Here is a 19,741-nt window from a genome sequence, read left to right on the forward strand (position 1 = left end):
ATTTTGTCAAGTGTCAAAAACGCCTATTTTGCAAGAAAATATTACCTTTATCGGATAGTTCCGCCGCCTATTACAACATCACCGTCATAAAAAACCACGGCCTGACCGCTTGCCGGCGCTCTCTGAGGCTCGTCAAATTTAACGAGAACTTCACCGTTTCCTGACGGAATAACAACCGCAGCCTGTTCATTCCTGCTGTACCTAACCTTTGCCGTAACCCGCATTTCATCGGAAATTGAATCCAGAGATATCAGATTGACGTCGTAGGCTGTTATTTCTGATTTATAAAGATTGCTTTCATCTCCGATAGTAACAGTATTTTCCAGTGCATTCTTATCCGTTACATAGGCGGGCTTTCCGATAGATATTCCTATCCCCCTGCGCTGTCCTATAGTATAATTAATTATCCCCTTATGCCTTCCGATGACGTCTCCGTCGGCGCTTATGAAATTTCCCTCCTTAATTTCCGCTCCTGTATTTTTCTTAATAAAGGACGCGTAATCTCCGTCGGGAACAAAACAAATATCCTGACTATCAGGCTTGCGTGAATTAATCAAACCCGCGGCTTCGGCAATGCGGCGTATATCGGATTTCTCATATTCTCCAAGCGGAAAAAGAGTCTTCGATAACTGATACTGAGTTAAGCCGTAAAGCACATAGGTCTGATCCTTTGAACGATCCTTAGGCCGTTTAAGTATATATCTGTTTGTTTTATAATCGTATACTCTTTCAGCGTAATGTCCGGTTGCAATATAGTCAAAACCCAATTCCTCGGCACGCCTTAACATCTTATCAAACTTTATATGTCTGTTGCATTCTATGCAGGGATTAGGAGTTTTCCCGTTTAAATAGCTTTCTGTAAACTGATTTATCACTTTTTTCCTGAACGCCTCTTTAAAATTAAAAACAAAATGATCTATGCCAAGCCTATAGCAAACGCTTCTTGCGTCCTCGACGTCGGAAAGCGAACAGCAGGTTCTGAAATCCTCCGATATATCGCCTCCGTCAAAAAGCTTCAGCGTAACTCCGGTTACATCATAGCCGCTGTCAATCAAAAGCTTTGCAGCTACGGAGCTGTCTACTCCTCCGCTCATACCAACCATAACCTTAGCCATTTAAACGTTTTCCTTTCCCAATATCTCAGTTATTTCTGATATATTTCTTATATTTTTCCAGGCCGAAGAACAGATCCTGTCCCATTCGTTTTCCGAAAAACGATCATATACGGCAGCAGTATAGAATCCGGCTGCCGCCGCAGTTTCGATACAATGAAGAGAATCCTCCACAACAAGAGCGTTGCTCTCGGTACAATCCATCTTCTTAGCCGCCTCTATAAAAATATCTGGTCTGTCTTTCCCTGCGCCCACATCTGAACACGTAAGAATAAATTCAAAACAGTCAATAATACCCAACCTTTTTAACGCCGCACTGGCAAGCCGGTTATATGTGGCCGTTGCAACACACATTCTGTAGCCTACGGATTTAAGTTTGTTTATCGTTTCATAAACGCCCTCTTTTAAAGGGATACTGCTGTAATACTGCTCCCTGACTATTTCCTCAATACGGTTTATTATATCCTCACATGACTGCCTGAGTGAAAACTGTGTTTTAAAATAATTCGCCGAAGCCTGTATAGTCATTTTCTTTACTATATCAGAAATTCCGGCGGGAGGGTTTATTCCGTTTTCAATAAGAAAACTCCGGTCAACATTTTCCCAGCAATGCATGGAATCAAGCAATGTACCGTCCAAATCAAAAATCAAACCTTTAATTTTCATTCTTTTCAATCCTTACAGCCGCCCTGAAATCATCATCTCTTGAGCCGGCATTTTTCTGAGAAAGACCGTATATATCCGAGGCCTTCCCTTCAATAGAAATAAAACGCTTTGCTTCCTTTCCGGCTGCCGCAAGTTTAGCCGGAGAAGTCGAAATCGGAATCTTACTGTTACTGCATTCAGCAAGAATTTCCCTGCCTCTTTCATTCATTGCAAGAATTCTTGCATAAGGAGGAAGTATCTTTAAATCCTCGGACCTAACGCCGATTATCATATTCAAAAGTATGCGTCTGAGCCTTGCCATGGTATAACGCTTTGTTTTAACCTGTTCAAGAAGCTTCTTTACCGACGCGGCAGCGTCATATTGCTTTAACCGGTATTCCAGACCTTGTCCGACATCAGGAACCTCTTTAAGCTCGGCAGCCGATATCATACGGAGTTTGTATAATAATATACGGTCAAGATTTCCGATGTCAGAAATTTTGCCTGAATCCAGATTTTCTATATAAGAACGGTAAACAAAATCAGGAACCAGATTTTTGAAGTCCTCAGACTCCATCATTTTGTACCTGATAAAAGAAGCGCTGGATATATTTGATTTTTCTGAAAACGAATCGTGCCGCGCGCCCATACGCGATACCGTAAAAGGCTTAATGGACGATCCTAAAAATCTTATTGCCTTTATATATTCAACCGCAAGAACGTTATTCGGCGAAGCTACAATATCCGCAATTTCACTGCCGTATTTTTCCTTCAGCAAACCGGTAAGCGCAGAAGGATATGTCGTTCCCTTTCGCATTCTTTCCTCCAGATCAGTAGGAGAAATACTCGTAACAGCTTCGGCAGTCTGTAAAAGCAGCGCTGTATCTCCACATTCGCTGCCGAATGATATTTCCTCAACGCAGCCAAGCGAATTCATTATAGAAACCGCGCCTCTGGCATAATATTCTGCCGAAGAAAGAGAATAAACCGACGGAATTTCAATCACAAGATCCGCGCCGCCCTTTAAAGCGCATGACGCTCGGCTGAATTTATCCATAACAGCCGTTTCGCCCCTCTGAACGAAATTGCCGCTCATAACAGCCAATATATGCGTCGCGCCATTTTGCCTTGTCCTGTTTATATGAAAAAGATGTCCGTTATGCATTGGATTGTATTCGCATACTATTCCCGCTATCTTCATTGCGGTCCTCCTTTTTTCTTATATTATAGTATAGCAAAAATAAGGCTATTTTTCAACTGTTTTTATAATTTTGCAGATACGATAAGTCATTGCGGAAACGTCTTGATAAAATTATAAAAACTCTTGCAATTTATCGAAATAAGTTATATAATAATAGTATATGAGAAAATTCAGAAAGGTTGTATTTACTAATGTTAATTTTAGTTGTAAATGCCGGAAGCTCATCATTAAAATATCAGCTTATAGATATGGATGACGAAAAAGTTATAGCAAAGGGAAATTGTGACAGAATCGGAATCGACGGTCATATCTCCCATAAAACATTCGACGGAAGAATACTTGACGAGGATTGCCCGTTCCCTACTCATACGGAAGCCTTTGAAAAGCTTACCGATACTCTTTTAAACAGCAAGGCCTCGGTAATAAAAAGCATGTCCGAAATTTCAGCGGTAGGTCATAGAGTCGTACAGGGCGCCGAAGTTTTCAGTGAAACAACGCTTGTTACAGACGAGGTTATCGACAAGATAGACGAGCTTGCGGAATTAGCTCCCGTTCACAATCATGCTCATGCGCTTGCTCTGAGAGCATGTAAAAAGGTATTTGATCCATCCGTTCCTCAGGCTGTCGTTTTCGATACGGCATTTCATCAGACAATGCCTCCAAAGGCTTATATGTACGGCATAGCCTATCAGGACTATGTAAAATATCATGTAAGAAAGTACGGATTTCACGGTACGTCTCACCGATTTGTATCAATGGCTCTTGCAAAAGCAATGAATAAGGACATTAAGGATCTGAAAATTGTTTCCTGCCATCTCGGTAACGGCTCGTCCATAACCGCTATTGAAAACGGTAAATCCATTGACACTTCAATGGGATTCACGCCTCTTGACGGTATTATAATGGGTACAAGATGCGGATCAATCGACGCTTCCGCAGTTACATACCTTGAGAAAAAGCTTAATATGGGACCGGACGAGATGAGCAATTATCTTAATAAGCAGTGCGGTTTCTTGGGAGTATCCGACGTTTCATCGGATAACAGGGAAATTTACGCGGCTATCAACGAAGGCGACGAAAGAGCAAAGCTGACAGCGGACATGCTTCGCTATGAAATTAAAAAGTTCATAGGCTCGTATGCCGCAATTATGAACGGCCTTGACGCAGTTATCTTCACCGGCGGAATCGGAGAGAATTCATGGGAAGTAAGAGGCGGCGTATGCACAGATATGGATTATCTGGGAATAAAAATAGATCATGAACTGAATAAAACCGTAAGAGGAACGCTTACAAAGCTTTCTACGGAGGATTCCCGTGTGGACGTATGGGTAATTCCCACTAACGAAGAGCTTCTTATCGCGAGAGATACCCTTGCTCTCATAAAAAAGTAATCGCTAAAAAAGACTTGATATAATATCAAGTCTTTTTATATTATACGTCTGACTCGTCTGGATAAGCCGTCTTATTTTCCGATTTGTCTAATAAAGCCTCCTCACATGCCTTAAGCTTCAGCAGATCGCGGATTTCTGCAAGAAGTTCTTCCTCCTTGGTAGGTTTATCAGGAGTCTTTTCAGGAATTTCCTTTTTATGAAAGCGATTTATGACCTTAACGATCACAAAAACACAGAAAGCCGTTATTATAAAGGTAATAACAGCCTGAAGAAAATTTCCTATATTTATATAAGGCTCGTTGCCCCACGGAATAGTAACTCCAAGCTCACGAAAATTTATTCCCGCAAGAATCATACCTATTACAGGCATAAGCATATCGTCTACCAACGAATTTACTATCGACGTAAACGCACCGCCGACAATGACGCCGACAGCCATATCAAGCACGTTGCCTCTTGCTATAAATTTCTTGAATTCTCCGATAATACTGCTTTTTTTCTTTATGGCTTCCGTAACATTTTTCAGCTTTTCTTTTTTTAACGGCATAATTACAACTCCCGGAATGTTTTTTTAAATTATATCATATATTTGTATTTATTTCAATAAAAATGTCAAATTATAAGAATTATTATTGAATCCGCTAATGAGTATGTGAAGAATAACTGAAAACTTTCTTTCGGGTATTTTCTTTTTCAAGCAAATATGTTATAATTAGATAAAAGCCTATTATGATAATTTCCGAACGGCTTGCCTGCGGTATTGCCTTAATAAAAATTCGCTGAAATGTTTTATGCTGAAATTCCGCATTTCATAAATTTTAGAAAGGATATATAAAAATGGGAGTGACAAAACAGGAAGGAAAAAAGCTCTATTTAATAAAAAGATCCGTCGATATAGTTTTAGCTTTACTACTGGCAGCAGCAGCTATTTTCGCAATAAAAACAATAAAAAATGATTTTTCGGATATCGGACAAAAAACAAGCGGCGACGATACGATAAGCGCCCCCGATAACAACGGAGATAAACCGGATAATCAGTCTATCTATGTTTCTGAAGCGATAGATAATGAAAAAATATTTCAAGGCTCTTTAATTGTCGTAAACAGCGAAACCGAATATAAAGGAAACGACGACGGACTTAAAAGTATACTCACAGTAAGAAACGACGCCGATACAGACTGCTATTCCGTTCTGGATAATAACGTTAAAGCACGGACTGAAGCCGCTTCAGCATTAAACAGCATGCTGACTGCATTTAACAAGGAAACAGGTCATAAAGATATTCAGGTTGACAGCGGATATCGTTCTGTGTCCGAGCAAAAAAATATTTATGAAAGCGCTGAAGATAAATCTACAGCGTCAAAACCCGGATTCAGCGATTATCATACCGGTTATTCAATAGATCTTAACGTTATCGACGATGAAGGAAACGGTCTTGACTTTGACGGTACCGGCGATTATGCATGGTTTGAGGAAAATTGCTATAAATACGGTTTTATTCTGAGGTTTCCCGAAGGCAAGGAGGAATTTACCGGTCAGGGATACCGTCCGTGGCATTTCAGGTATGTAGGACAAGCTCATGCGACCTATATGCATCAGAATAACCTGTGCCTTGAGGAATATATAAAGGAATTGAAAACCTACGATTACGACTCAAAACATCTGGAAACAAATGATTCCGACGGAAAAAAATACGAAATTTACTATTTCGCCGCAGATTCTTCAACTTCTATGACCTCGGTAGCGGTTCCGTCAGATTATCAGTATGATATTTCCGGAAACAATACCGATGGATTTATAATTACAGTTCATATGGACAGTCCAACCGAGACAAATAATAATATAGCAAGCGATGAAAACAGCAGTACATAAAAGCGGTTGTCTCCGACCGCCATTTTTTCTTCGATTGCGGATATTTGCTTCCCACCGTTTGCAATCAGAAGTTCCATTCGGTAGTGGCCTGCGGTAAATTTTTCCCACATTTCCAGATGTAATCAATCCTTTGAATTACTCCATATGCCGTTCCCAAATCCCTTTGGAAAGTTCTTCGACTTTCTTGTAGTAAATTTCAATGTCGGCAAGTATGCGCTTTTTCTGCTCTTACAGGTTATTGAAAAACTCAATTTTAACTCCAATTCGTCTTTCATTGATAAGTCCGTTTATCTGACGGACTTTTTTGTTGCCCTTTTTTATGTCGGCTTTTTGTAATCCAATGCTCCTTGCATTTATAAAATAAGTATTTTATTATCAGATAAATTTTTCATTGACTAAAAAATACAAATCTATTATAATAATTTTAGTAGGATCTAAAAGCTGATATCGCGCAAAAGCTCATCAGAAATCAGTTGTTTTCTGTTATTACTTACGGCTGTTTGCCGACGTTGGTTTCAGAAATAAAATACAAGAAAAACAGGAGCCTTTATATGAAATATGTATGTACAGTTATATCGGTTGCGGACATTGTGACTGCAAGAAAGTTTTACGAAAATTTATTCGGATTAGAGGTCGCTCAGGATTACGGAAGGAATATTGCCTTTACCTGCGGTCTGGCATTACAGCAGGATTTTGACTGGCTTGTAAATATACCAAAGGAAAAGCTGTTAAAGAAATCCAACAATGCGGAAATTGTTTTCGAGGAACAGAATTTTGATGGATTTCTGGATAAACTCGCAAAATATCCTGACATTGAATATCTGGGAGAAGTTGTCCAGCATAGCTGGGGACAGCGTGTCATTAGGTTTTATGACTTAGACGGACATATCATAGAGGTCGGCGAGGATATGAAGATAGTTATTCAGCGTTTTCTGAATTCCGGTATGTCTATGGAAGAAGTATCTGCAAAAATGGATGTATCCGTTGAGGACTTGTCAAAGTTATTGAATGGTTAAACCTTAATAAGAATTCAGTTTAACAGCAGTTATTAAATAAAACAATCTGTGAAGTTAATAAATTACTCAGAAATTTAAGACGCATTGCAAAATAGTAGTGATATCGAATTAAACTTATCTATATGTGGATTGACGTAAAAATAAAATCAATCTAATAATGCCGTTATCAAAAAATGGTACATAAATGTAAATAATTATGGTCTATACGATAAAAAGCATTATGTTACATAGGAGGTACAGAAAAAATTGATGAATTGTAAAATAAGAAAATGGAAATTGTCAGACGCAAAAGATTTAGCTTCGGTTATATCAAATAAAAAAATACAGGATAATCTTCGGGACGGATTGCCATACCCTTATACGGAGCAGGACGCGACGGATTATATTTCCGCTATGCTTTCGGAAGATGAAAATGAAACCTTAGCTTTTGCCATTACGATAGACAACAAAGCCATCGGAAGTATTGGAGCTTTTCGGCAGAAAAATATACATAGACATACTGCTGAAATAGGATATTACATTGCAGAGGAATACTGGGGAAAAGGACTTATGACAGAAGCTGTAAAACAAATATGCTCGTATATTTTTGACAAAAGCAACATTGTCCGTATATATGCAGAGCCGTTTTCGTATAATAAAGCTTCATGCCGCGTACTTGAAAAAGCGGGATTTCTATATGAAGGCACATTGAGAAGCAACGCAATAAAGAACGGAAAAACAATTGATATGTTAATGTATTCACGTTTAAAAACCGATAAATGAAAACAGGTCGGTTTTACAAATTCAGGTATTAATACCGCCTTCAGCTAATGACAAGACAGACGCTATGACTACTAAAGGTACTGTAGAGCCGGCGCGTCTGTAAATTAAAATCTGTAAATATATAGGAGAAATAGAAATGTACACTCTTTTACTATTGCTTATTTACATCGCTTTTATAAGTCTTGGTCTTCCGGATTCTCTGCTTGGTTCGGGATGGCCTGCAATACATAACGACTTGAATGTTCCTGTTTCTTTTATGGGGATAGTTTCCATGATAATATCAGGCGGAACAATTATATCAAGTTTATTTTCGGATAAGCTTACAAGGAAGCTCGGTACACGAATAGTAACTGTAATAAGCGTTTTTCTTACGGCAATCGCTCTTTTCGGTTTTTCCATTTCAAATCAATTCTGGAAGATCATTGTGTTTGCAATTCCTTATGGACTCGGCGCAGGAGCTATAGACGCGGCGCTCAATAACTATGTTGCTATCTATTATTCATCTAAACATATGAGCTGGCTTCATTGCTTTTGGGGGGTGGGAACGATTGTCAGCCCTTTTGTTATGAGCTATGCATTAACTAACTCAAGCTGGAACAACGGATACCGCATTGTCGCTTTCATACAGTTCGGTATCGGTCTGCTTCTCCTGGCCACGCTCCCTGCCTGGAAAATCAATACTGAAAAAATCGAGGTAAATGCAAGCGGTATCGGCTTGATCGGCTCACTGAAAATCAAAGGCGTTCCTTTTCTTTTAATTGGATTTTTCGCCTATTGTGCAGCAGAAGCAACGGCAATGTATTGGTCAAGCACCTATTTTGCAGAGGTGAAAGGAATAGCCACGGAACAGGCGGCTCGGTTTGCTTCTCTTTTTTATATAGGTATAACCGTTGGCAGATTTCTCGGCGGATTTTTTATGAATAAGCTCGGCGACAGAAAAATGATTATTCTCGGTACATTCATTTTATCCTGCGGAATTATTTCATTGCTGATTCCCACAGAAAACCCGTTTGCTTCACTCGCCGGCTTTATTATTATCGGATTAGGCTGCGCGCCGATTTATCCCTGTATTATTCATTCAACTCCGAATAATTTCGGTGCGGAGAATTCCGGAGCAATTATCGGAATTCAAATGGCAAGCGCCTATGTGGGTTCAACATTTATTCCTCCGTTATTCGGTCTTCTCGGCAATTTAATAAGTTTTGCAATACTTCCCATATTTATCTTAATTTTTGTTATTTTAATGATAAGTATGATTGAACTGACATTTAAAATCACCGCAAAAGAAAATAGCATTGAGAAGCTTTAACACACGGTTCTCTGTTTCATTAAAAGACAAAAAGCCGGCGCTTTTGCCTTCAGTCTCATATTTATTATTAAAGAAAAGCATAAATACCGTCGAAAATAAAAGCCATTGTTAAAGCATCCCCGTATTCGCATAAATAAATAAGATTGCTAAAAAACAACCCTGCTGAATATATATCAGCAGGGTATAAAAGCCTGACGAAGCAGACAAAAAATTGTCTTAATATTATTTGCACAATACAATAGAAAATGTATTTCCGCTGTTGTCTGATTTCAAGTTCATATAACCTCCCTGTTTAACTGTGATTTCCCTTGCAAGATAAAGTCCTATTCCTATTCCCTCAAAATTTCTGCTGTTCATTCCTCTATAAAATCTGGAAAATATTTTATTACGTTCGTTTTCCGGAATAGGCGGATTTTTATCAGTAACCTCAACAGACGCAAACATTCCATAGCTTTTTACGGTTAAATTAATCCCCGATCCACGCCTCGAATATTTAACCGCATTATCCAGAAGATTAAAAACAGCCTCCGCTGTCCAGTTACGGTCATGGGGAAGTATAATATCTTTTTCTTCCATGTAAATAATTTCATTGCAATTTTTCTTTGCCCTTGCATAAATATCCTTAACGGATTTCATTACAGTTTCATTCAGGCTTTGATTACGAATGTTTAAATGAATCAGGCCGCCTTCTAATCGTGAAATTTTTATCATATTTTCAGAAAGAAAATTCAATCTATCCACAGACATGCGGATTATTTCAATATATTCATCATGCTTTTCCATACTTAACGATTTATCCTTTAAAAAACCGCTGTACATAATTAGATTTGCAATGGGCGTTTTAAGCTGATGAGATATATCAGAAACCAGGGATTTAATATTTTCCTGTTCCTGAATTGACGTTTCATTTTTCTTTTTTAAAATTCTGACAAGCTTTATTATTTTGCTTTGCAATTTAGAAATTAACGTATCCTCGTTGTCCGGAAATACCTCCTTTTCTTCTAATTCAGTCAGAATATCCGTAAGTCTGGATAAATCATGAACAATACCGGCTATATATTTATCGTCCAATCTATGAATACAGAAAATAACCAAGCATAATAAAAGCATTCCGGCTGAGGAGCAAATTAAAGCCTTAAAGCTTTCCGAATAAACGTAAACAAGCGCAGAGCATATTGCAGAAACGATCAAGGAAAATGCAAATATAAACTTGATCCATCCGTTAAAATTTCTTCTATCCATTTCATTCACCGAATGTATAGCCTATTCCGAAAACCGTTATAATATATTCCGGATTTTTAGGATCTGACTCAATTTTCCGCCTTAATCTTCTGATATGTACATTAAGCGTATTTTCATCTACAAAATTTTCATTGCAGTCCCAAATTTTTTCTATTATAGAATTTCGTGTAAGAACCTGCCCCTTGTTTTTTATCAGCAGCTCTAACAGCTTAAATTCGGTGACGGAAAGCTTTATCGGTCTGTTATTCAGCGCCGCCTGCATCCTGTAAAAATCTACAGACAAATTCTTATAGCAAAAAATATCGTTTTGCTTACTGCCTTGACTGCGCCTTAAAACTGCTTTTATACGCTGATTTAAAATTTCCACTGAAAAGGGCTTAGAAATATAATCGTCGCATCCATATTTAAAGCCTTCTATCATATCATTCTCAGTATCATTTGCAGTAAGAAAGATAACGGGTATATCCGAGGTTTTCCTGATATAGCCGCAAAGCTCAAGCCCGCTGCCGTCCGGAAGATTAACGTCAAGAACAACTAAATCATATTTCCGATTGAGTTTATCTTTAGCCTCTGATACTGAATATACGCAGAATGCCTCATACCCATGATTTTCAAGATAAACCTTAATTCCTCCGCAAATTATAACGTCGTCCTCAACTATAAGAATGCTTTGCATATAATTTCACCTCAAATAGATTATAGCATAAAAACTGCGCGCCGTAAAGCGCGCAGTTTTAAATTTTATTCGCCGCTTCTCAGACGTTCCGTAACGCTTTCCTTTGAAAGAGTCCTGTAAACGGCGGCTGGAACGAGCATGCATATTGCCAATATAACTACCGCAATTCCAATCATCAGTTCCCACGGATAATTAAAGACAGCATAGTCCGCAGTTTTCTGAGCCAGTCTTGCCACAGCGTAAACTATAGCGTTTCCTAAGGTCAATATCAAGCCGATTGTAATTGTACCGTAATAAACGCCCTCGAACATAAGCATTTTCCTTATCTGCTTTTTTGTCATACCTACGCTTTCCATAACTGCAAGCTCCTGCCTTCTCGTAAATACTCCGGTCAGCATAACGTTTATGAAGTTTATAACACCGATCAGTATAAGTATAATTGAAATTCCCGCAGTGAGTACGTTCATAGACGTCATGGACGATTTAAAATCCGATATCATTTCAGATTTAACATCAAGGTGCAGAACGGAAGGATTAGTTTTGGTAAGTTCTTTTATCCTCAAAGTCACATAGCTTTCAGCCTTAGGATCACAGTCGGCAATTATATTATCCACCGACAGATTGTCTGAAAGCCTTTCGATAGCGCTGTCGCTTACCAAAATGCATGCCGGCGCTCCTCCCATCTGCCAATAATATCCTATATTTATACCATAATCCTCATTATAAAGCGGGCATGATCCAACTTCTAAAGATATTGATTTGTTGCTTTTCGTGTCAGTCAATGTAATGCTTTTCCCTTTAACCCGGTCTGCCTGTTCCTTTGTTTTTACATAACCCAGAAAACAAATCTCCCCCTTTTCAAAACGGTCGATATCAATTTTCTGAGAAGCCTTTTTATTATATAGCTCCATCATATTCCGGTCAACCGCAATAACAGGCGCAGCATACGGGTTTTCATTATAATACGAAATCATATCCTGAATCTCGTTCTTATCCTCGGCAGTATTTTCAATGAACGGCATAAATAATTCTTCGTCAAACTTTATATTTGCGTCAACAGAATGGTTTACCATTACCCTTTCCACTCCGTCTATCCTTCTTATATCTTCCGCAAGCTTATTCGCGGCTTCAACAAAGATTTTTTCCTGTTCATCGCTGTTTTCGCTGCCGCCTGAGTTAGTATATACAGTATAATCGTTAGGAAGATAAAAATTAACGTAATTCTCAAGCTTCATGCTGCCGATAAAAGCATTAGTGGAAAGAAACGCCATCGTTCCCATAAAAAGAGAAGCAAATACAAGCGAGGCTCTTTTCTTTTCCCTAAATACGTTCCTATATGCCATTTTATAAAGCTTGCCGCCGTCTGTTGATTTTTTCGGCTTGATTTTTTCCGAATTCTGACCGTTATATTTCAAGGCTTCTACCGGAGAAACTCTGCCGGCCAGTCTTGAAGGCTTTCGACAGCTTAAGGCAACGGTTATTATACCGAATAAAACAGTACCGATATATATAAACGGATTAAAGCTTATGTCTGTAGGCATAGCCCCGCTTCTGCCGCTGCCAAACATTTCCAGTGCATAAGGCACTACAGCAAATGAAATGACCGTACCCAGCGCTATTCCTATAGGAATACCGAAAACAGATAACCTCAAAGCCTGATTTTTAACAATTTTCCTTATTTGTTTAGGAGAAGTACCGATAGTTTTAAGCATGCCGTAAAAGCGTATATCCTTTGTTACCGATATATACATAACGTTATAGATAAGCAGATAACCGCTGAGTATAATAATCAAGCCTATCATACCTATAATTACGGCCATAACTATGAAATTCGATCCGTTTTCATCCTGAACATCATAACTGCTTATTATTTCCTGACCTTTTTCAAGAGTAAGCTTTTCCGAAAGCTCGTCCAGTAATTTTGCCTGTGAACCGGTTTTAGACGACATTGATAAAGTTCCGTTATCTTTGACCGTCAATCCCAGACTATCTGTATAAGCTTTGGAGACGAATCCCTGAAATCCTCCGGCCGTAAAGCTGTAATCTGTAAAATAGCCGGACAGGCTGAAGACTTTTTCATTTCCTCCGACAGTTACCGCTATATCCATACCTATCTCCGGTTTTTTTAAATCTAATGCGTCCAGAGCAGCTCTTGAAAGCATAATTTCACTTTCTCCGGAAGGATAGGATCCCTTAATATCACTGACGGCCGGCGAGAAATTTTCATCGAATTCAGTTTTATTATAATAATCCAGCGCTATTACCGTTTCAGAATTCTTTTTGCTTTGCGCTGTTCCCGTATTGATTTTTATACCGGCTGCGTTCAGGTGTATGCATTCTCCAGCCTTTAAAATTTGATCCTCTGTAGGGTTGTCAAGATAAATAGTTGATTTTGTACCCTGCTCTCTCAGCATCATTATATTCATGTTTTTTCCAAGACTGAAGCCTATACTGAATACCGTTGTAAACATGAAGGTAGTAAGTATAATGGCTAATACCGCAAACATATTGCGAATCCGGTTTTGCTTTAACGAACGACGGCTAATGCGTTTTACAGCTTCCTGATTATTGTTTTTAAGCATTTTTATCACCCCAATTCCACTTTTCCGTCCTCAATGCGTATCATACGGTCAGCCATAAGGGCGATTTCCTCATTATGCGTTATCATAACTATTGTCTGATTAAATTCTCTGCTCGTAACTTTAAGAAGCGATATAACGTCCATGCCTGTTTTACTGTCAAGATTACCGGTCGGCTCATCTGCAAGTATTATCGCTGGCTTCGATGAAAGAGCGCGGGCTATTGCAACTCTCTGCTGCTGCCCGCCTGAAAGCTGGTTTGGCATTGCCTTGAGTTTCTTATCAAGTCCGAGAGTTTTTATTATCGTATCAACATAATTTTTATCAATCTCCGAGCCGTCAAGCTCAATAGGCAATACAATATTTTCATATACATTCAGAACCGGCACAAGATTGTAGTTTTGAAATACAAAACCTATATTTCTTCTTCTGAATATTGTAAGCTCCTCGTCGTTCATTTTAAATATTTTTTTACCTGAAACCTCAACATTACCCGAAGTAGGTCTGTCAAGACCTCCCAGCATATTTAAAAGCGTTGATTTGCCGCTGCCGGAGGTTCCTATAATAGAAACAAATTCACCGTCCTCAATATTTACAGATACATTATCAAGCGCCTTTACCTCGCTTTCCCCTGTCCCATATATCTTGCAAAGCTTTTCTGCAGTCAGAATACTCATTATAATAAATCTCCTTTCCTTTGATGCTTTTATTATATCATGTACTTCTTACATTCTTATTACGTTTTTTCTGAAAATTTCATTAAATAATAAGATAAGCAGCAAAAAAATAAACCGCCGTATATAGCGGCAGCTTATTTGATTATTTATCTTAAAGTTTTCCTATATTCAAGGGGCGTACAGCCCATCGTCTTTTTAAATATCCTGTTAAAGTTTGAAATATTATTAAAACCGCTTTTAAACGCCGCCTCGGAAGCTGTCATATCAGTATCTGCAAGCATTTCACATACTGATTTTATCCTTAGTCGATTAATATATTCTATTGCGCCCATACCCGCCGCGTGCTTAAACTTGCTCATGAAACAGCTTTTACTCAAATGCGCTATATCCGCGAGCTGTTCAATTGTTATATTTTCGTTAAAACTCTCCCTTATATATTCAAGAACACGACGTATGCTATCATTTCCGACAATATTTCTTTTACATAAATGATGAGTACATTCATTTTCAATTAATAACCAAAACAATTTCAATAGCTCGCTCTTCAATATAAGGTCAGATTTTGTATTATTTTCTACGGAACAGGAAATAATACATGATAAAGATTTCCTGATTTTATTATAGCCCGGATAAGCTATAGATATCGGCAAATCAATTTCATCATATCCCAATATTAATGGACGTATAAGCTCAGAGCCGCTTCTATCGTCTAAGCTTCCCAGCATACTTTGATTAAAAACAACAGTATCATAAATCAGCTTACTATCATTAGGATATATGGAATGAATCATATTAGGACGTATTATAATTATATCGCCGGGTTTAGCTTTTATCAGACTGGTTCCGCATTTAAAGTCACCGGTACCGCTTATTATAATATTTATTTCAAATTCAGAATGCCAATGTAACGGAACATACAAAAAGTAATCCGGTATAATGCATTTATAATAGCTATACGGAACAAGAATTGAACTATGCCGTCTTTTTTCTTCAATGGATTCCATCTTATTAATCTCCCGAAATATTATAGTATCATAATTCGATACTATAACAGTAGAACTTAAGCTTAATAAGTAGTATTATATCATATATAAGCAAAACGGTCAATACATATTCATAAATCAAAAAGGAGTGCGTTTATATGTCAAAATGGCTTGATAATGCAATATTTTATGAAATTTACCCTCAATCCTTCAAGGATTCTAATGCAGACGGAATCGGCGACTTTCAAGGAATTATAGAAAAACTGGATTACATCAATGAACTTGGCTGTAACGCCCTATGGATTAATCCGTGCTTTGAATCACCTTTCGGAGACGCCGGCTACGACGTGTCAGATTATTGCTCTGCAGCCCCCAGATACGGAACTAACGAGGATCTAAAGCGGATCTTTACCGAAGCTCATAAACGCAATATGCATGTTCTTCTGGATCTTGTTCCCGGTCATACGTCAGTAGAGCATAAATGGTTCAAGGAATCAATGAAAGCCAAGCGCAACGAATACAGCGATCGCTATATATGGACAGACAGTATATGGGAAGAGCCTGAAGGAATGGGTTGTATACGAGGAATATCTGACAGAGACGGTTCCTGTGTTGTTAATTTCTTTTCTCATCAGCCGGCGCTTAATTACGGATTCTACAAAATAGACCGCCCGTGGCAGCAGTCTATGGACGATAAAGGTCCGCGCAATACCCTTGAGGCAATGAAAGACGTAATGCGTTTTTGGCTTAATATGGGGTGCGACGGATTCCGTGTGGATATGGCCGGATCATTGGTAAAAAATGATGAGGAGGGTAAGGGAACGATAAAGCTCTGGCAAAATGTAAGAGAATTCCTTGACCGTGAATTTCCAGACGCGGCAATGGTTTCCGAATGGGGCGAGCCTGATAAATCCCTGCTGGGCGGTTTTCATATGGATTTTCTGCTCCATTTTGGACCGTCACATTATAATGATTTATTCAGATGTGATGAGCCATACTTTTCAATCAGGGGAAAAGGCGATATATCAGAATTTGTAAATAAATATAAAGAAAGCTATGAAAAATCTCAAAGAAAAGGTCTGATTTGCATTCCGTCGGGAAATCACGATATGGACAGGCTTGCAAAACGTCTGAATGAAAATGAATTAAAAATAGCATTTGCCTTTTTATTATCTATGCCGGGAGCCCCGTTTATTTATTACGGCGATGAAATCGGCATGAAATATATTGATAATCTGGAATCTGTTGAAGGAGGATACGACAGAACAGGTTCGCGCTCCCCTATGCAGTGGGATAATTCTACTAATGCCGGATTCAGTTGCGCGCCGTCGGAGAAGCTTTATATTCCCGTTGATATATCAAAAGAGCGTCCTACAGTTGAACAACAGAAAGCAGACGATAATTCGTTATATAATGAAATTAAAAAACTCATTAAAATCAGGAAGTCATATAAATCTCTGCAAAGCAAGGGTGAAATAGAATTTATTTGTGCTGAGAAACATAAATATCCGTTTGCATATATAAGGAGCTTTGAAAATGAAAAAATTCTTGTTATTTTAAATCCCTCCAATAATAAACAAGATTTTAATTGTAACTTAACTCTCAAAAATACCGTTTATTACTTTGGAGAAGAAATAACAAGCGACAACGGAACAATATCTGTTCCGGGGACATCAGCAGGATTTTATTTAATTTAAAAATATTCTGAAAAAAGGATTGCTAATGAATAGGCAATCCTTTTTATTAATTATGATGGTGCGCTGAACTTCAAACGGATTGCGTTGACGATCTGCTTGTTAAAATCGTCCACGCAAGGACAGTAAAAGTAAAAATACGATAAGTTCGGTGAAAATGGAAAAATCATTTATTTGAACATATGGACGGGTTTGTCAATTGTTGCACAATAAATAAAACGCCTCAATTGAGGCGTTTTTAAATAAATATTTATTCTTTCGTTTCTGCTTCCTCTGATTCAGCCGCAAGCTCAATATCATCAAAATCAAATTCGAGACATGAACCGCAGTTGGGACAATCAATTGAGCCTTCTTCGAGCATATACTCGTCCAGAATCACAGTATCTCCGCATTCAGGACAACAAACCTCATAAAGCTCATCATTATCAAAGTCATAATCTTCGTCTTCATCTTCGCAGTCACATTCGCAATCGCAGCCGCAGTCGTCAAAGTCATACAGATCTTCTTCAACCTCGCCTAAATCCGAATCCAGAATATCACAAAGCTCAGAAAGCTCGTCTACCTGCGCCTGAAGATCGTCAACACAGTTGACCATTTCCTGCATAACCTCTGTCATTTTCACAAGAGCCTTACCCTCTTTTGTGGTGGTATCAATTTCCATACCGTCAAGCAAGCCCTTTAAATATGACATTTTTTCAGTAAGCTTCATAAGAATCTCCTTTCACAGCTCAAAATAACCTGCCGCATTTTAGGCGGCGGCACGCCGATTTTAATAAAATTATGCTCTTTCCATGTATTCGCCCGTTCTTGTATCGATGCGAACTCTATCTCCTTCATTAATGAAAAGCGGAACTCTTATCTCCGCACCTGTTTCAAGAGTTGCAGGCTTTGTAGCGTTTGTAGCAGTATCACCCTTTATTCCGGGCTCTGTTTCAGTAATCTCAAGCTCTACAAACGTCGGAGGCTCAACAGCAAATACGTTACCCTTGTAGGAGCAGATCTTACAGATCATTTCTTCCTTGACAAACTTAAAATTATCTCCAAGTACATCCTCGCCGATCGGAACCTGCTCATAAGTTTCGGTATCCATAAAATAATAAAGCTGACCGTCGTTATAGGAATACTGCATGTCCTTTCTTTCAATGAAAGCCGTCGGATATTTATCTGTCGGATTAAATGAACGCTCGACAACAGCGCCTGTGATAACATTTTTAAATTTGGTTCTTACGAAAGCGGCGCCCTTGCCGGGTTTTACATGCTGAAATTCTATAACCTGAACAACGTTTCCGTCTAATTCAAATGTAACGCCATTTCTGAATTCGCCTGCTGAAATCATATAACTCTCCATTCACCGCTTAATAGCTAAAAAGCGGTTACCGTCCTTGCGGCTGACGGTACGCCGAAATTTAAGAAATAAGCAGCAAAAATTGTCTATTAATAAACAATATGCCAAAAAAGCTTATAATAATAACTTACAATTTATTGTACTACAAATTTCATTTTTTTGCAATACCCTTTTATAAAATTATCATTTTTTTAGGGCATTTTGTTAAATTTTCACATGACTTTTCAGTTACAACAACGAAATCCTCTATTCTGACTCCAAATTCACCCGGCAAATAAATTCCCGGTTCAATCGTTACTATCATATTTTCCGACAATAAATCCTCAGATTTAGACGAAGCAGCCGGATGCTCGTGTATTTCCATACCAACCCCGTGACCGAGCGAATGACCGAAACATTCTCCAAAGCCTGCGTCCTCTATAAACCTTCTTGCCGAAAGATCGAGTTCCGATCCGGTAATTCCAGCTCTTACAGTCGCAAGAGCTTTAAGCTGCGCTTCATAAACCACGTCGTAAACCCTGACCATCTTTTCAGACGGTTCACCTACGCACACTGTTCTTGTCATATCGCTGTGGTATCCGTCATAGACCGCTCCGAAATCCATAAGAACAAAATTACCGTTTTTCACTGCTGTTTCTGACGGTACGCCGTGAGGCATGGACGTATTGCTTCCGCATAACGCTATAGTTTCAAAGGACAGGGCTTCCGCGCCGTTTTTCAGCATTTGACCGTCAAGAGCCAGAGAAATTTCACGCTCTGTTACGCCCGGCTTTATAAAATTAAGAATTTCGTCAAAAGCCTTTTCCGCAATTTTCTGCGCACTCTTGATTTTCTCAATCTCGTCTGAACTTTTAACCGATCTCATTACAGTTATATTATCGCTCAATTCATTATCTTTTATAAAATCAAATTCAGGAAATTTTTTCTCATAAAAAGCTATCTGGCTTAAAGTCATATCTGCGGCCTCTACGGCTATACTGTGAGCGTTATGCTTTTTCATAAGCTGCGTTATCTGTTCCTTAAGATTTTCCTGTTCAATCACTCTACAGCATTTAACCGTATTTCTTGCCTTTTCAACATACCTGAAATCAATCAGCAGATAGGCGCAGTCCCTGAAAATCAAAATAATTCCCGCCGATGATTTCATACCGGTAAAATACCGGCGGCTTGTATCCGATGTTATCATCGCACAGTCTGCGTTATCAGGCAAGCTTAGCATTTCGATCCTATTCAATCT

General features: G+C 38.6%; 18 protein-coding genes. 6 read left to right on the forward strand and 12 right to left on the reverse strand.

What is annotated here, in order from left to right:
- Positions 1–47: 47 nt before the first annotated feature.
- The 3 genes from mnmA to ACYQ0N_RS11495 are packed head-to-tail and all read right to left on the reverse strand — an operon-like array spanning position 48 to position 2,958.
- Positions 48–1,115, reverse strand: a complete 1,068-nt coding sequence (gene mnmA / locus ACYQ0N_RS11485) for a tRNA 2-thiouridine(34) synthase MnmA (protein WP_177531677.1) — start codon at positions 1,113–1,115, stop codon at positions 48–50.
- The gene (locus ACYQ0N_RS11490) at positions 1,116–1,778 is read right to left on the reverse strand and encodes an HAD family hydrolase (protein WP_177531678.1); all 663 of its coding nucleotides are present in this window, start codon (positions 1,776–1,778) and stop codon (positions 1,116–1,118) included.
- Positions 1,768–2,958 (reverse strand): tRNA(Met) cytidine acetate ligase, encoded by a 1,191-nt coding sequence (locus tag ACYQ0N_RS11495; RefSeq protein WP_460162740.1) that lies wholly within the window; start codon positions 2,956–2,958, stop codon positions 1,768–1,770. Before ACYQ0N_RS11495 ends, ACYQ0N_RS11490 begins: the two co-directional genes overlap by 11 nt.
- Positions 2,959–3,149: 191 nt before the next feature.
- Here ACYQ0N_RS11495 and ACYQ0N_RS11500 point away from each other — a divergent pair, with 191 nt between their 5' ends.
- Positions 3,150–4,349: an acetate/propionate family kinase gene (locus ACYQ0N_RS11500; protein ID WP_177531680.1), complete on the forward strand. Its 1,200-nt coding sequence runs from the start codon at positions 3,150–3,152 to the stop codon at positions 4,347–4,349.
- Positions 4,350–4,389: 40 nt separating this feature from the next.
- Here ACYQ0N_RS11500 and mscL read toward each other — a convergent pair whose 3' ends face one another.
- Complete coding sequence (mscL, locus tag ACYQ0N_RS11505) at positions 4,390–4,896, reverse strand: large-conductance mechanosensitive channel protein MscL (protein ID WP_460162741.1); 507 nt, start codon at positions 4,894–4,896, stop codon at positions 4,390–4,392.
- A gap of 290 nt (positions 4,897–5,186) precedes the next feature.
- Between mscL and ACYQ0N_RS11510 the strand changes: the two genes are divergently transcribed.
- From ACYQ0N_RS11510 to ACYQ0N_RS11525, 4 genes are all read left to right on the forward strand, one after another.
- Positions 5,187–6,221, forward strand: coding sequence for a M15 family metallopeptidase (locus ACYQ0N_RS11510; protein WP_460162742.1), 1,035 nt, complete (start codon positions 5,187–5,189; stop codon positions 6,219–6,221).
- A gap of 551 nt (positions 6,222–6,772) precedes the next feature.
- Positions 6,773–7,237: a VOC family protein gene (locus ACYQ0N_RS11515; protein ID WP_177531682.1), complete on the forward strand. Its 465-nt coding sequence runs from the start codon at positions 6,773–6,775 to the stop codon at positions 7,235–7,237.
- Positions 7,238–7,486: 249 nt separating this feature from the next.
- Positions 7,487–7,999 (forward strand): GNAT family N-acetyltransferase, encoded by a 513-nt coding sequence (locus ACYQ0N_RS11520; RefSeq protein ID WP_460162743.1) that lies wholly within the window; start codon positions 7,487–7,489, stop codon positions 7,997–7,999.
- A 136-nt stretch (positions 8,000–8,135) separates the two neighbouring features.
- A complete protein-coding gene (locus ACYQ0N_RS11525; protein ID WP_460162744.1) occupies positions 8,136–9,308 on the forward strand; it encodes an MFS transporter in 1,173 nt (390 codons plus the stop codon).
- Positions 9,309–9,530: 222 nt separating this feature from the next.
- On the opposite strand, the gene ACYQ0N_RS11530 is transcribed toward ACYQ0N_RS11525, so the two are convergent.
- The 5 genes from ACYQ0N_RS11530 to ACYQ0N_RS11550 all read right to left on the reverse strand — a co-directional run bounded on the left by ACYQ0N_RS11530 (position 9,531) and on the right by ACYQ0N_RS11550 (position 15,486).
- Positions 9,531–10,550, reverse strand: a complete 1,020-nt coding sequence (locus ACYQ0N_RS11530) for a sensor histidine kinase (protein ID WP_177531685.1) — start codon at positions 10,548–10,550, stop codon at positions 9,531–9,533.
- Position 10,551: 1 nt separating this feature from the next.
- Entirely contained in the window at positions 10,552–11,226 is a 675-nt protein-coding gene (locus ACYQ0N_RS11535; protein WP_177531686.1) for a response regulator transcription factor, read from the reverse strand.
- 65 nt (positions 11,227–11,291) lie between these two features.
- Positions 11,292–13,808 carry an ABC transporter permease gene (locus ACYQ0N_RS11540; protein ID WP_460162745.1) on the reverse strand — a complete coding sequence of 839 codons (2,517 nt, stop codon included), beginning with the start codon at positions 13,806–13,808 and terminating at the stop codon, positions 11,292–11,294.
- Positions 13,809–13,813: 5 nt separating this feature from the next.
- On the reverse strand, positions 13,814–14,482 hold the full coding sequence (locus tag ACYQ0N_RS11545) for an ABC transporter ATP-binding protein (protein ID WP_177531688.1): 669 nt from the start codon (positions 14,480–14,482) through the stop codon (positions 13,814–13,816).
- Positions 14,483–14,628: 146 nt separating this feature from the next.
- Positions 14,629–15,486, reverse strand: coding sequence for an AraC family transcriptional regulator (locus tag ACYQ0N_RS11550; protein ID WP_177531689.1), 858 nt, complete (start codon positions 15,484–15,486; stop codon positions 14,629–14,631).
- A gap of 137 nt (positions 15,487–15,623) precedes the next feature.
- Between ACYQ0N_RS11550 and ACYQ0N_RS11555 the strand changes: the two genes are divergently transcribed.
- Entirely contained in the window at positions 15,624–17,162 is a 1,539-nt protein-coding gene (locus ACYQ0N_RS11555) for an alpha-amylase family glycosyl hydrolase (RefSeq protein WP_460162746.1), read from the forward strand.
- Between the two features lie 247 nt (positions 17,163–17,409).
- Here the strand turns inward: ACYQ0N_RS11555 and ACYQ0N_RS11560 are convergent, their stop codons facing one another.
- From ACYQ0N_RS11560 to ACYQ0N_RS11570, 3 genes are all read right to left on the reverse strand, one after another.
- Positions 17,410–17,868: a CD1247 N-terminal domain-containing protein gene (locus tag ACYQ0N_RS11560; protein ID WP_460162747.1), complete on the reverse strand. Its 459-nt coding sequence runs from the start codon at positions 17,866–17,868 to the stop codon at positions 17,410–17,412.
- Positions 17,869–17,937: 69 nt separating this feature from the next.
- Positions 17,938–18,495 carry an elongation factor P gene (efp, locus tag ACYQ0N_RS11565; protein ID WP_177531692.1) on the reverse strand — a complete coding sequence of 186 codons (558 nt, stop codon included), beginning with the start codon at positions 18,493–18,495 and terminating at the stop codon, positions 17,938–17,940.
- Positions 18,496–18,676: 181 nt separating this feature from the next.
- The gene (locus ACYQ0N_RS11570; RefSeq protein ID WP_460162748.1) at positions 18,677–19,738 is read right to left on the reverse strand and encodes a M24 family metallopeptidase; all 1,062 of its coding nucleotides are present in this window, start codon (positions 19,736–19,738) and stop codon (positions 18,677–18,679) included.
- Between the last annotated feature and the right edge of the window lie 3 nt (positions 19,739–19,741).

The organism is Ruminococcus sporogenes, assembly GCF_054655175.1.